At 67.0% G+C, this 12,547-nt stretch carries 13 protein-coding genes; 8 read left to right on the top strand and 5 right to left on the bottom strand.

All coding sequences use genetic code 11. The annotated features are described in order from the left end of the window. The first annotated feature begins 37 nt into the window (after positions 1-37). From ACFDS3_RS06325 to ACFDS3_RS06295, 7 genes are all read left to right on the top strand, one after another. Positions 38-1,021 carry an HWE histidine kinase domain-containing protein gene (locus tag ACFDS3_RS06325; protein WP_375261499.1) on the top strand — a complete coding sequence of 328 codons (984 nt, stop codon included), beginning with the start codon at positions 38-40 and terminating at the stop codon, positions 1,019-1,021. Positions 1,022-1,175: 154 nt separating this feature from the next. Beyond that, positions 1,176-2,213 (top strand): rod shape-determining protein, encoded by a 1,038-nt coding sequence (locus tag ACFDS3_RS06320; RefSeq protein WP_375261498.1) that lies wholly within the window; start codon positions 1,176-1,178, stop codon positions 2,211-2,213. Positions 2,214-2,240: 27 nt separating this feature from the next. After that, positions 2,241-3,146 (top strand): rod shape-determining protein MreC, encoded by a 906-nt coding sequence (mreC, locus tag ACFDS3_RS06315; RefSeq protein ID WP_375261497.1) that lies wholly within the window; start codon positions 2,241-2,243, stop codon positions 3,144-3,146. Next, the gene (locus ACFDS3_RS06310; protein ID WP_375261496.1) at positions 3,139-3,675 is read left to right on the top strand and encodes a rod shape-determining protein MreD; all 537 of its coding nucleotides are present in this window, start codon (positions 3,139-3,141) and stop codon (positions 3,673-3,675) included. The genes mreC and ACFDS3_RS06310 overlap by 8 nt, the downstream gene beginning before the upstream one ends. Beyond that, the gene (gene mrdA / locus ACFDS3_RS06305; protein ID WP_375261495.1) at positions 3,672-5,597 is read left to right on the top strand and encodes a penicillin-binding protein 2; all 1,926 of its coding nucleotides are present in this window, start codon (positions 3,672-3,674) and stop codon (positions 5,595-5,597) included. Before ACFDS3_RS06310 ends, mrdA begins: the two co-directional genes overlap by 4 nt. Then, entirely contained in the window at positions 5,594-6,739 is a 1,146-nt protein-coding gene (rodA, locus tag ACFDS3_RS06300; protein ID WP_375261494.1) for a rod shape-determining protein RodA, read from the top strand. The genes mrdA and rodA overlap by 4 nt, the downstream gene beginning before the upstream one ends. After that, the gene (locus ACFDS3_RS06295; protein WP_375261493.1) at positions 6,736-7,665 is read left to right on the top strand and encodes a 2-hydroxyacid dehydrogenase; all 930 of its coding nucleotides are present in this window, start codon (positions 6,736-6,738) and stop codon (positions 7,663-7,665) included. The genes rodA and ACFDS3_RS06295 overlap by 4 nt, the downstream gene beginning before the upstream one ends. A gap of 23 nt (positions 7,666-7,688) precedes the next feature. Here ACFDS3_RS06295 and ACFDS3_RS06290 read toward each other — a convergent pair whose 3' ends face one another. Beyond that, positions 7,689-8,468, bottom strand: coding sequence for an SseB family protein (locus tag ACFDS3_RS06290; RefSeq protein WP_375261492.1), 780 nt, complete (start codon positions 8,466-8,468; stop codon positions 7,689-7,691). 350 nt (positions 8,469-8,818) lie between these two features. Here ACFDS3_RS06290 and ACFDS3_RS06285 point away from each other — a divergent pair, with 350 nt between their 5' ends. Further along, positions 8,819-8,971, top strand: coding sequence for a hypothetical protein (locus ACFDS3_RS06285; protein WP_375261491.1), 153 nt, complete (start codon positions 8,819-8,821; stop codon positions 8,969-8,971). Positions 8,972-9,003: 32 nt separating this feature from the next. On the opposite strand, the gene ACFDS3_RS06280 is transcribed toward ACFDS3_RS06285, so the two are convergent. The 4 genes from ACFDS3_RS06280 to ACFDS3_RS06265 form a co-directional block, all read right to left on the bottom strand. Continuing rightward, complete coding sequence (locus tag ACFDS3_RS06280; protein ID WP_375261490.1) at positions 9,004-10,350, bottom strand: MmgE/PrpD family protein; 1,347 nt, start codon at positions 10,348-10,350, stop codon at positions 9,004-9,006. A gap of 37 nt (positions 10,351-10,387) precedes the next feature. Next, positions 10,388-11,353 carry an NAD(P)H-dependent flavin oxidoreductase gene (locus ACFDS3_RS06275; protein WP_375261489.1) on the bottom strand — a complete coding sequence of 322 codons (966 nt, stop codon included), beginning with the start codon at positions 11,351-11,353 and terminating at the stop codon, positions 10,388-10,390. After that, the gene (locus ACFDS3_RS06270) at positions 11,354-12,289 is read right to left on the bottom strand and encodes an HpcH/HpaI aldolase/citrate lyase family protein (RefSeq protein WP_375261488.1); all 936 of its coding nucleotides are present in this window, start codon (positions 12,287-12,289) and stop codon (positions 11,354-11,356) included. Continuing rightward, positions 12,289-12,547: CoA-transferase (locus ACFDS3_RS06265; protein WP_375261487.1), on the bottom strand; the 259-nt coding region annotated here is incomplete at its 5' end. The genes ACFDS3_RS06270 and ACFDS3_RS06265, both read right to left, overlap by 1 nt.

Below are 12,547 nucleotides of genomic sequence, written 5' to 3'. Positions count from 1 at the left end.
GTCTGGTCGGGGACGATCTGCGTCGGGGAGCAACATAGTGGACGGCGGTTTTGTGCGCACTCTCGAGCCGAGTCTCGACAGTGCCATGCTTGCGATTCTCGACCAGAGCCGTGACTGCATCACGGTCATCGAGACGGACGGTTCGCTGTCCTTCATCAGCACCAATGGCCTTCTCGGCACGGGCATCGACAGGTTCGACGCGGTGCTGGGCGAGCCGTGGCACACGCTCTGGTCCGGACAGAGCCGCGCGCAGGCCGCCGACGTCCTGTCGCGTGCCGCAGAGGGCGAAGATGCCCGGTTCGAAGCGTGGCGCGATGACGGGCAGCGGTGGGAGGTTGCCGTCTCGCCCGTGCGGGACCGGACGGGGCGGATCACGCACCTGATCTCGACCGCGTGGCCCGTCTCGACCCCAGGGGCGAAGGTCGCCGCAGCCGAGCGCAATGCCGAGATGCAGACCACGGTCGCGCGCGAGTCGCAACACAGGCTGAAGAACCTCATCACCGTCATCGGCTCGATCTCAAAGCTGATCGCACGGCGCAGCCGGACGGTGGACGAGTTCGAGCGCAGCTTTCAGCGCCAGCTCCTCCACCTCGATCGGGCGCAGGCCCTTCTGACGGAAGGGGCCGAGGATGACGGTTCTCTGGGCCAGGTGGTGGCGGTCGTGCTCGAAGGCGAAGGAAACGACCCGCGAGTGACGGTCAACCCGCTGCCCACGGGGCGGATCGGCGATCGGGCCGTGCAGTTGCTGGCCCTCGTGCTGGGAGAGCTGCGTACGAACGCGATCAAGTACGGCGCGCTATCGGAAGAGGCTGGCCGCGTGCTGTTGAATATCGAGGCCGACGGTCCCGATCTGCACGTCGTCTGGACCGAGGACACCGGCCACGAGAGGCCCTCTCCGACGCTCTCCGGGGGATCGGGGCTGGAGCTGATCCGGAGGATGATCTCGACCGGCGGTTCTGAGCCGGAAATCAGTTGGACCGGCCGCGGCATCCAAGTCGCCTTCGACACGCCCGGCATCTGAGAAACGTGAGCCGGTTCCTGCCGGTTTTCGCCGCGCAAGCGAAATTGCCTTCGGCGCCGCATTTTTTCGCGGGCCGCGACCCTTTTCCATCGCTGCTCTACTGTTATAAGGCCCGGACTTGTGGCGCGCCGCAGCGTGGAAGTGGGGACAGGATATGAGCAGCTTCACCGGCCTTTTTTCGTCGGACATGGCGATAGATCTCGGGACGGCGAACACCCTTGTCTACGTCAAGGGGCGCGGGATCGTCCTGAACGAACCGTCGGTGGTGGCCTTCCACGTGAAGGACGGACGAAAGCAGGTCCTGGCCGTGGGCGAGGATGCCAAGCTGATGCTCGGCCGCACACCAGGTTCGATCCAGGCGATCCGGCCGATGCGCGAGGGCGTGATCGCGGACTTCGACGTCGCGGAAGAGATGATAAAGCACTTCATCCGCAAGGTTCACAAGCGCACGACTTTCTCGAAGCCGAAGATCGTCGTTTGCGTGCCCCACGGCGCCACACCGGTGGAAAAGCGCGCAATCCGTCAATCCGTGATCTCGGCCGGTGCACGACGTGCCGGGCTGATCCCCGAACCGATCGCCGCGGCCATCGGCGCGGGGATGCCGATCACCGATCCGACGGGCAACATGGTCGTCGATATCGGCGGCGGCACCACCGAGGTTGCCGTCCTGTCGCTGGGCGACATCGTCTATGCCCGCTCGGTCCGCGTCGGCGGTGACCGGATGGACGAGGCCATCGTAAGCTACCTGCGACGCCAGCAGAACCTCTTGATCGGCGACGCCACGGCGGAACGCATCAAGACCACGATCGGCTCGGCGCGAATGCCCGATGATGGGCGCGGTTCAGCGATTCAGATCCGCGGGCGCGACCTCGTGAACGGCGTCCCGAAGGAAATCGAGATCACGCAGGCCCAGGTCGCCGAGGCGCTGGCGGAGCCGGTGCAGCAGATCTGCGAGGCCGTGATGACCGCGCTCGAGACGACGCCGCCCGACCTTGCCGCCGACATCGTGGACCGGGGCGTCATGCTGACCGGGGGCGGCGCGCTTCTGGGCGAATTGGACCTCGCGCTGCGGGAACAGACTGGCCTGGCCGTGTCGATCGCCGACGAGTCACTCAATTGTGTGGCTCTGGGGACCGGGAAGGCCCTCGAATATGAAAAACAGCTTCGGCATGTGATAGACTACGACAGCTGATCGCACCTGCTGCGGGATACGCACCGCATGGCCAGACACACCTACGACCGTGAACAATTCACGCGGCCGGTCCGACGCATCCTCGTCGGGACGCTGGTGGTGCTGTTCGTCGCGATCTTCCTGTTCTGGCGCATCGACGGTCCCAGGGCCGAACGGATCCGCGCGCAAATCGTCGACCAGGTCGTGCCGTCGATGGACTGGGCGCTGCTGCCCGTGACGCGCCTGTCGGGGATGGTGGACAACTTCCACAGCTACGCCCGCATCCACGAGCAGAACCGCCAGTTGCGTCGCGAACTTCAGCAGATGAAGGCGTGGAAAGAGGCCGCGCTGCAGCTCGAGCAGGAGAACGCCAAACTTCTGGACCTGAACAAGGTGCGGCTCGACCCCAAGCTGACTTTCATCACCGGTGTCGTGCTGGCCGATAGCGGCTCGCCCTTCCGTAAGTCGGTGCTGCTGAACATCGGGGCACGTGACGGCATTCAGGACGGCTGGGCAGCGACGGATGGACTGGGCCTCGTCGGGCGCATCTCGGGCGTGGGTCGTACGTCGAGCCGCGTGGTGCTGCTGACCGATTCGAACAGCCGGGTGCCGGTGGCGATTCAGCCCTCCGGGCAGCGGGCGATCGTGGCGGGCGACAACTCGCCCGTTCCACCTCTCGATTTCCTGGAAAGCCATGAAAGAGTGCGCCCTGGCGACCGGATCGTGACCTCGGGCGACGGCGGCGTGTTGCCGGCAGGGCTGCTTGTCGGAACCGTGGTTCAAGGGTCGGATGACAGGCTGCGCGTCCGGCTCGCCGCCGATTACGAACGGCTAGAGTTCCTGCGCGTGTTGCGCTCCTCACCAGCCGAGGGCATCGCCGCGACCGGCGGTCTGGTTGCGCCCGCCCGCGAAAAACAGACCGTGGCCCTGCCGACCGAGGCGGCCGATGGTTGATCCGGTCACGCTGCGCCGCGCAGGATTCCGCACCCTGTTCGTCGCCGTCGCCTTTGCCTTCGTCTTCGTGCGGATCCTGCCGTTCATGGGCCCCTCGGGCGGCTGGCCGGCGCCCGATCTGATCGTCATCCTAGCCTTCGCGTGGATCCTGCGGCGGCCCGAGTATCTGCCCCTGTGGCTGGTCGCCATCGTGGTCCTTTTCGCGGACGTGATCTTCATGCGGCCGCTGGGGGTATGGGCGCTTGCGACGGTCCTCGGCACCGAGTTCCTGCGCCGCCGCAGCCATACGACGCTCGAGCAGCCCTTCCCGGTGGAGTGGTTTCGCATCGCGTCGGTTCTTCTGGTGATGCACGCGGGCGAGGCGCTGATCCTTGCGGTAACCCTGGTGCCGCAGCCCGGACTTGGCGCAACGCTGCTCGAATACCTCACGACCGTCGCCTTCTATCCGTTGGCGGTGGTGGCGACGGCCTTCGTCTTTGGCGTGAGACCGCCCAGTCCCAACGAACGCGATGCGGAGGCCCGCACATGAAACGCACCAAACGCGATACCGAAGCCTCGGCCGGCCGCGTCACGCGCCGCAGCCTGGTGCTGGGCGGCGTGCAGCTTGGCGTCGTAGGCGCTTTGGGCTGGCGGATGCAGCAGATGCAGGTCGAGCAGGCTGACCAGTTCCGCCTGCTGGCCGAAGAGAACCGCATCAACATGCGACTGCTCGCCCCGGCACGGGGACTGATCTTCGACCGCAACGGGGTGCCGCTGGCCGAGAACGCGCAGAACTATCGCATCGTCATCGTCCGCGAGGATGCCGGCGACGTGGAAGCCGCGCTCGAAAAGCTGCGCCAGCTCATCTATATCGGCGATGACGAGATCGAGCGCACGCTCAAGGAGGTCTCGCGCCGGTCGTCTTTCGTGCCCGTCACGATCACCGACCAGCGCACGTGGGAAGACGTTGCGGCCGTGGCGGTGAACACGCCCGCCCTGCCCGGCATCACCCCCGATGTCGGCCTGACGCGGAACTATCCGCTGGGGCAAGACTACGCCCACGTGGTGGGGTATGTCGGCCCGGTCTCGGATTACGACCTCAGCAAGATGGACGACGACGATCCGCTTCTTCAGATCCCGAAGTTCCAGATCGGCAAGACGGGCGTCGAGCAGAAGTATGAGCATCAGCTACGCGGCAAGGCCGGCGCCCGGAAGATCGAGGTCAACGCGGCCGGCCGCGTCATGCGCGAGCTCGACCGCAACGAGGGCGTGCCCGGCACCGACCTGCAACTGACGGTCGAGAGCCGCTTGCAGAACTTTGCCGAGGCAAGGCTGGCGCTTGGTCTTTCAGCCGCGGCGGTGGTGATGGACGTGCGTACGGGCGATCTGGTGGCGGTGGGCAACGCGCCGTCCTTCGATCCCAACAAGTTCGTCCGCGGCATCTCGGTCAGCGATTACGGTGCGCTGACGGGGGACAAGCATCGCCCGCTGGCCAACAAGGCGGTGCAGGGCGCCTACCCGCCTGGCTCGACCTTCAAGATGCTCGTCAGCCTTGCCGCAGTCGAACACGGGCTCCTGTCCTCGGACGAGACGATCTATTGCGGCGGCTATACCGAGTTAGGCAACCGGCGGTTCCACTGCTGGAAGCGCGGCGGCCACGGCCGGATGAACCTGGAACAGAGCCTCCAGCAATCCTGCGACGTGTTCTACTACGAGCTCGCGCAGCGTGTCGGCATCGACCGCATAGCCGACATGGCGCGCAAGTTCGGCATAGGGGAGCAGTTCGACCTGCCCATGTCGGCCGTGACCTCGGGCGTCATGCCCGACAAGCAATGGAAGCGGTCGCGCTACGGTCAGGAATGGCGGGTCGGCGACAGCCTCAACGCCGCCATCGGCCAAGGCTACGTCCTGTCCTCGCCGCTGCAGCTGGCGGTGATGACGGCGCGGATCGCGTCGGGCAATCGCATCCAGCCGCGGCTGGTCAAGTCCATCAACGGGATCGAGACGCCCGTGGTCGGTGCCGAGCCGCTGGATGTGAACGAGGGGCACCTGCGGCTGGTGCGCAAGGGCATGTTCGCCGTGTCGAACACCAGCCGCGGAACCGGCTACCGTTCGCGGATCGAGGGCGAGGGCCTCGCGATGGCGGGCAAGAGCGGCACCAGCCAAGTGCGGTCGGTCGTGGTCAATAACGCGACCGTCCCGTGGGAGGAACGCGACCACGGGCTCTTTGTCTGCTATGCGCCGTACGACAATCCAAAATACGCGGTTTCGGTCATCGTCGAACACGGCGGCGGCGGGTCCAGCGCCGCGGCGCCGGTGGCACGCGACATCCTGCTCTTTGCGCTGCATGGCGAACTGCCCCCGCTCGAGTCCTATCCGTCAAGTGACCGGGGCAAGATAGAAGAGCTGTTCGCCGGTCTGGACCTGCGCAACGACTTCCGCCCGTCGAGCACCCGCAGGAGCCGCGCGTGAGCTACCTCGAGAACAACGTCAAGCGCGTGCCTTCGGGCCTGTCCAAGGTGCTCTACCTGAACTGGCCGCTTTTCCTCCTGCTCTGTGCGGTGGCATCGGCGGGCTTTCTGATGCTCTACTCCGTCGCGGGCGGGTCGATCGAGCGCTGGGCCGAGCCGCAGATGGAGCGTTTCGCCCTCGGCTGCGCGGCCATGTTCGTGATCGCGATGGTCCCGATCTGGTTCTGGCGGAACATGGCGGGCCTGGCCTACCTGACCTCGCTTGCGCTTCTGGTCGGGGTCGAGGTCGCGGGCACGACCGGGATGGGCGCGACACGCTGGATCGACCTGGGCTTCATGCGCCTCCAGCCGTCCGAGCTGATGAAGATCGGGCTCGTCATGATTCTGGCGGCCTACTACGACTGGCTCGACGTGAAGAAGGTATCGAACCCGATCTGGGTGATCCCGCCGCTGATCCTGATCGCGCTGCCGACGCTTCTGGTCCTGAAGCAGCCCGACCTTGGTACGGCGCTGCTGCTGATCATGGGAGGCGGCGCGGTGATGTTCTGCGCGGGCGTCTCGTGGTGGTACTGGGGCGTCGCCATCGCCAGCGGCGTCGGCGCGGTGTCGGCGGTGTTCAACTCGCGCGGGACAACGTGGCAGTTGCTGAAGGACTACCAGTATCGCCGGATCGACACGTTCCTCGATCCGGCCTCCGATCCGCTAGGCTCCGGCTATCACATCACCCAGTCCAAGATCGCGCTCGGGTCGGGCGGCTGGACAGGCCGCGGGTTCATGCAAGGCACGCAGTCGCGGCTGAACTTCCTGCCCGAGAAGCACACCGACTTCATCTTCACGACTCTGGCCGAAGAGTTCGGCTTCATCGGCGCGGCATCCCTTCTGGCAGTTTATATGGGCATCGTGATGTTCTGCATCGTCTCGGCCATGCAGAACCGCGACCGTTTCGGGGCGCTGGTGACGCTTGGGATCGGTGCGACGTTCTTCCTGTTCTTTGCGGTGAACATGGCGATGGTCATGGGACTCGCGCCGGTGGTAGGCGTGCCCCTGCCGCTGGTCAGTTATGGAGGGTCGGCAATGCTGGTGCTGATGTGCGGATTCGGGCTGGTTCAGTCCGCCCATATCCACAGGCCACGCGGCCGATGATCCGGGTCCTGTTCGCTGCCGACGACGCGATCTGGCCCGAGTGGAGCAGTCCGCTGCGCGACGCCTTTGCCGCGCGGGGGCTTGAGGTCGACCTGAATCGCCACCATCGCCCCGAGGACGTGGACGCCATCGTCTGCGCTCCGAACGGCCCGGTGCAGGACTTCCGCCCCTATGACCGCGCACGGCTCGTGCAGACCCTGTGGGCGGGGGTCGAAGGGATCGTGGGCAACGAGACACTGGCTCAGCCGCTGGCGCGCATGGTCGATCCGGGCCTGACCGAGGGCATGGTCGAATACGTGATCGCCCACGTCCTGCGTCATCATCTCGGAATCGACCGGATCCTGCGGTCGCAGGACGGCCACTGGAACCCGACGGTGCCGCCGCTGGCCCGCGACCGCAAGGTCACGGTGCTGGGGCTGGGGGCGCTCGGGGCCGCCTCGGCGGTGCAGCTTGCCGCGCTGAGGTTCAAGGTGACGGGGTGGTCGGCCTCGCAGAAGGACATCGCCGGCGTCAGCTGCCTGTCCGGACCCGAGACGCTGAAGGATGCGTTGCGCTCGGCCGAGATCCTGGTCCTGCTCCTGCCGCTGACCTCCGAGACCGAGGGGCTGATCGACGCCGCGGCCCTGGGCCACCTGCCGACAGGCGCGGTCATCATCAATCCCGGGCGCGGTGGCCTGATCGTTGACGCGGATCTCCTCGCGGCGCTCGAAACCGGCGCCGTCCGACACGCCACGCTCGACACGTTCCGGGTGGAACCCCTGCCGCACGACCACCCCTTCTGGTCCCATCCCGGCGTGACCGTGACGCCGCACATCGCCTCGGCCACGCGGCCCGAGACCGCCGCCGCAGTGGTGGCCGAGAATCTGGCCCGTGCCATGACGGACAAGCCGATCCTGCATCTCGTGGACCGCACGCGGGGCTACTGAACCATTCCTGCCGTGCGCAGCCGTCAGCGCAGGCGCGGTGGAGCGTTCGGGTCGCTTCCCGGCGCTTTTCGATCCGCAGGCTCGAACTTCGGGATGTCAAATCGCAGGCCAACGCGGGCGAGCCGCGCCGCGACAGGGCTGTGGGCGGGGAAGAACGTGACGTCGAGCGCGCCGGCCTCGAGCCCCGAGAACACGAGCGCCTCGCGCACCGCGCGGGCGAGCGCGCCTTCGGCCCCCGGTGCCGCGTCGATGAACGCCAGCAGGTGGCCCTTGGCGCCGCTCTCCCACGTCACGCCGGTCAGGTAGGCCATCCGCGCCAGCCCCTGCGCCGAGGCAAGCTTGCCGTCCAATGCCGTCAGCAGCCGCTCGGGCAGCTCCTTGGGCGCAGTCAGGTCCTTCGGCACTTCCTCGGCCTCGGCGGGCGCATCGGCCACCGTTTCGGCCAGCCAGGTCACCGCGTCGGGAGCCATCAAGTGCGACGACGGCGCCACGCCGGGATTCAGCGCAAGGCCGATCCCCCGCCCGGTCAGCATCTGCACCAGCGTCCGCCCCGGAAGCGCAGCATAGGGCGAGCCACCCTCGGCAAATTCGGTCAGCCGCTCCAGGCGGTCGAAGGCCAGCACGAAGCGCCCCTCGGACGTGTCGAAGAGCCTCGGGTCCAGCGCGTCGCCGCGCTCGGGCTCTTGCGTCAACAGCAAGAACATCTCGGACGAGGCGATGCGATCATGGAAGGCAAGCCGGGCCGTGTCGTCATCGGGCGCGGCCTCCATCGCGGCATGGGCGTCATCGAGCGGGGTCGTCATCCATTACCTCCTTCACCCTGACGCGCAGGACTGGCAGACATCCCGCCTCGCGCCAAAGTTTTTCCTCAACCACGCGGTATTGCGCCAAGGCGGATGCGACAAGGGGAAGACCTGCGACGCATGGTTTCGTCCAGCCCCCGCAGATATCACTCCTCTTGCCCCTCGCATCACATGCACCGCGGACCAATGTGGCTAGCGGGGTTTGCCTCAGGAAGGGTAAAGCTGCTTGATGTGGGTCCTTCTTGCCTGATCGAGAGCCACCAAGCCAGGCCCGATCGTGCCCCCGCCTGCCCTTTGATGCGCCGCTACCCCAAGGTCTGCTGCCATCGGCCATCGAGGCCGAAGTCGGCGTGACGCTGCTCGCGAAGCGCCGTGAGACCGGAACCTTCGACGCGGTTGGCGGCACGGTCTTCTTCCTGAGCATTCGAACGCCGCTCGTCCCGATCCGGCAGGTAATCTGCGGCGGCCGAACTCGCGCGACCAGTGCGGCGACCTTCGACTGATGTCCGCTCTTTGTTCAGCGGTCCGAAGGCAGTCAGCCCTGCACCGCCAGGTCCGCGTCCCATCGAGCGGCTGGAGCACCGATGCGCGAGGTCAGTGCCGCAACGTCGCCATGCCCGTCGATGGTGCAGATCTCCTGCCAGACTGTCGCACTGACATCACGGCCCAAAAGCGTCGCGGATTTCTCGCGCAGTCGCGGCTCGATAACGTCGGGATCGCTGTCTTTCAGCACGTCATGCTCCGCCTCGTGCACCTGCCCCGCCGAAGTCACGCGGACCTTGGACGCTGTATCGGAGACCATCTCGTCAGCGATCACCGTCACCCGGTCGCGCAGCGCAATCAGGTTCGCGCGTGCGCAGGTCGCGTCGGTGTAAACGTCGAGCGCCGCGGTATCGAGGCCGGCCAGGCTCATCGCGGCGGTCAGGCGATAGCTGAACTTGGCCTGCAGTCCGGTAGCCGGCTTGGGCTGGTTGCACACGGCGAGCCAGCGCGGATGAGTACGAACCTCGACGGCCTCGACCGAGGTTGCGTCCAGACCGTCCGCCTTCACCTTTCGCAGCGCCTCGAGCATTGCGTGCAATCCGTGGCAGCAGGCGTGAAACTTGTACGAGATGTCGGGGAACACCCAGCTTTCGCCAAGTCCGGCCAGCGCGGTGTCATCGGCAAGCCCAGAATGGGTCGGACCGAAGCCCTGCATGCCCTCGATGGCATCGGGGGCAGAGCCCGCCCCGGCCTCTGCCAACAGCGCGCAGGTGACGCCGACCTCGGCGGCGAATCCCGCATTGAGAGGCTTTCCCATCGTCCCGAACTGGCTCTTGAGTCCGGCGGCACGGGTCGCCGCAAGGCTCAGCGCCTGCGTCATCTGCGTCGTGTCCAGCCCGAGGATGCGCCCCGCCGCAGCGGTGGCCCCGAAGGCGCCAGAGGTGCCGGTCTGGTGGAACCCCGCCTCGTAATGCGGCCGCCCGAGCCATGCGCCGACGCGGCAGGCGGTCTCGAGCCCCGCCGCCAGCGCCTGCATCAATCGGGCGCCGTCGGCGCCGCGTGCCTCGGCAAGTGCCAGCGCGGCAGGAATGACCGCGACACTCGGGTGACCGATATGGCCGAAATGCGTGTCGTCGTAATCAAGCGCGTGGCTGGTCGCGCCGTTGGCCAAAGCGGCCGCGGCAGGTGCCGCATGGCCGCCGCCAAAGAGCGTCGCCCCGCCCTTTGCCTGCGCGCCGCCAAGCGCCACCTGGCGCGCCGCTCGGGCGACAGGCTCGTCGCATCCGGCGAGGCCGACGGTGGTCCAGTCGAAAAGCGAGAAGCGGACGAAGCGCGCCATGCGCGGATCTTCGGCGGGGCTGGCAGCGGCGAAGCTGCCGAGGGTCTGTGCGAGTGTCATGTCTGCCCTTGTTCTGCAATGTCGTCGAATGCGCCGTTCAACCGCACAGCGCGGCGCGGGCGGCGCTGTACTCTCGTTCAAGGCGCGCCACCACATCGGCGGCAGGCTCCAGCGCCTGCGACTGCCCAACCGCTTGGCCGGCGCTCCAGACCTGCGACCACGCCTTGGGGCGATCCGGGTCGGTCTTGGCGCCCATCCGCCGGGGCTGCGCCAGCCGTGCCTCATCGAGATCGACGCCGGCGGCCTCGATGCTCTGCATCAGGTAGTTGGCATGAGTACCCGAGAACATCGGCGTATAGAGGATTCCATCGGACTCGGCTTCGACGATCATCTGCTTGTGGGCCTCGGGCGCGATCGCCTCTTCGGTTGGAATGAAGACGGTGCCGGCATAGGCGAAGTCGCAGCCCAGCACCTGCGCCGCCAGAACCGAGCGACCGTTGGCAATGGCCCCCGCGAGCGCCAGCGGTCCATCCCAGAAGGCCCGTACCTCTTCGACAAGCGCGAAGGGGCTGAGGGTGCCCGCATGGCCACCCGCGCCGGCACCGACCAGGATCAGGCCGTCGACCCCTGCCGCGGCGGCGCGGCGCGCGTGGCGCGCCTTGACCACGTCGTGGAACACCAGGCCGCCATAGCCATGCACCGCCTCGACCACCTTGTCAGGCGCGGAAAGCGAGGTGATGACCAGCGGCACCTCGTGGCGCACTATGGTCTTCAGGTCCTCATCAAGCCGAGTGTTGTAGTCGTTGACGATTAGGTTGATCCCATAGGGCGCCGCAGCCGTTCCGGTGTTGCGTCGATGGGCCTCGATCCGAGTGCCGATCTCGGTCAGCCACTCGTCGAGCTGCGCCGAAGGGCGCGCGTTGAGTGCAGGAAACGTGCCGATCACCCCCGCGCGGCACTGCGCCACGACCAGTTCGACGCCCGAGGCTAGAAACATCGGCGCGCCGATCAGCGGCAGCTTGAGCCCGGCTCCGAGCTGCTCAATGGCGCTTCGCATGATCATTCATTCGCTCCCAGTGATGGAACCGCATGGCAAAGGCTTGCTGCGGTTCAACATTCGGCGGGCACGGGACGCTACCGGTGATTGCAGCGGCTCGGCCTCTTCCCCGATCTCGATGCGGCCGCCCTCCGCCACGATCACGTTGCGCGCCCAGTCGAGGTCCTCGGGCTCGGCCTGGAAACCGGCCCATACCGGCGCGAACTGGGCCGGATGGATCAGGCATTTCCCACCAAAGCCAAGCTCGCAGGCATGCATCGCCTCGTCGGTGATGAGAGCGGCATCCTCAATCGAGATCGAGACGCCGTCCAAAGGCGCCGGCCGCCGGGCCAGCCGCGCTGCCTGCACGACGCGGCTGCGCAGGGGCAGCAAGGCCAGTCGTGTGTGAGCACAGCCCAGATCCTCGCACAGGTCGATAGAACCCAAGGCCAGGCGGTCGGCGATCTGCGCGATCTGCTCCACCTGGGACAGCCCCTGCACCGTCTCGACCAGGGCGATGATCCTCTGCCGCTCGCCCAGTGTCTCACGCAGGGCGGCCACCTGCGCGGCGGTTTCAGCCTTGGGCAGGATCACACCGTCAAATCCCGCGACCCGCGCAAAGGCCACGTCATCGCGGTGCCACGCGGTGCCGACACCATTGATCCGCAGGTAGAGCGGGATCGAGCGCTGCACCGGCAGCGCGCTCTGCGGGATACGGCGGACGCCCGCCTTGCTCTCGGGCGGCACGGAGTCCTCGAAGTCGATCACCACCGCGTCGGCTCCGGCGGTACAGGCCCGCTCGAGAAGATCCGGACGTTCGGCAGAGACGAAGAGCGGAAACCTCGGCATCTCGACCCGCTCGGGAGCAGCGTCAATGCGCCCAGGTTCACCCTGCGCCGGCGCCTCGCGGGCGTTGCCGCCGCGCATCTTCGCAGCGGGCCCGGATAGTTTGCGGCGCCCCATCAGGTCAGGATACGCGCCTCGGTCACGGCCTGCACCGCGTCGAGGCTGTTGCCGGGGGTCAGCTCGACGAGCCGGAAGCCGTCGGGCGTCACGTCGAGCACCGCGAGATCCGTGTAGACGCGGCTCACGACGCCCAGCCCGGTGAGCGGATAGGTGCACCTCTTCAGCAGCTTGGGACTGCCATCGCGGTTCACGTGGCGCATCATAACGAAAATCGTCGGCACACCGACAACCAGATCCATCGCGCCGCCCACCGCC

It is taken from the genome of Palleronia sp., from assembly GCF_042089775.1.
Lineage (GTDB): Bacteria > Pseudomonadota > Alphaproteobacteria > Rhodobacterales > Rhodobacteraceae > Palleronia.
Note: the sequence above shows the minus strand (reverse complement) of the source record. Positions and strands in the feature narration are given on the sequence as shown.

What these genes read in the sequence shown, in the direction of transcription:
- ACFDS3_RS06275 (WP_375261489.1), bottom strand. Translation starts at nt 11,353, where the DNA reads ATGATCATGCGAAGCGCCATTGAGCAGCTCGGAGCCGGGCTCAAGCTG.
- ACFDS3_RS06320 (WP_375261498.1), top strand. Translation starts at nt 1,176, where the DNA reads ATGAGCAGCTTCACCGGCCTTTTTTCGTCGGACATGGCGATAGATCTC.
- ACFDS3_RS06280 (WP_375261490.1), bottom strand. Translation starts at nt 10,350, where the DNA reads ATGACACTCGCACAGACCCTCGGCAGCTTCGCCGCTGCCAGCCCCGCC.
- ACFDS3_RS06295 (WP_375261493.1), top strand. Translation starts at nt 6,736, where the DNA reads ATGATCCGGGTCCTGTTCGCTGCCGACGACGCGATCTGGCCCGAGTGG.
- mreC (WP_375261497.1), top strand. Translation starts at nt 2,241, where the DNA reads ATGGCCAGACACACCTACGACCGTGAACAATTCACGCGGCCGGTCCGA.
- ACFDS3_RS06290 (WP_375261492.1), bottom strand. Translation starts at nt 8,468, where the DNA reads ATGACGACCCCGCTCGATGACGCCCATGCCGCGATGGAGGCCGCGCCC.
- ACFDS3_RS06270 (WP_375261488.1), bottom strand. Translation starts at nt 12,289, where the DNA reads ATGGGGCGCCGCAAACTATCCGGGCCCGCTGCGAAGATGCGCGGCGGC.
- ACFDS3_RS06310 (WP_375261496.1), top strand. Translation starts at nt 3,139, where the DNA reads ATGGTTGATCCGGTCACGCTGCGCCGCGCAGGATTCCGCACCCTGTTC.
- mrdA (WP_375261495.1), top strand. Translation starts at nt 3,672, where the DNA reads ATGAAACGCACCAAACGCGATACCGAAGCCTCGGCCGGCCGCGTCACG.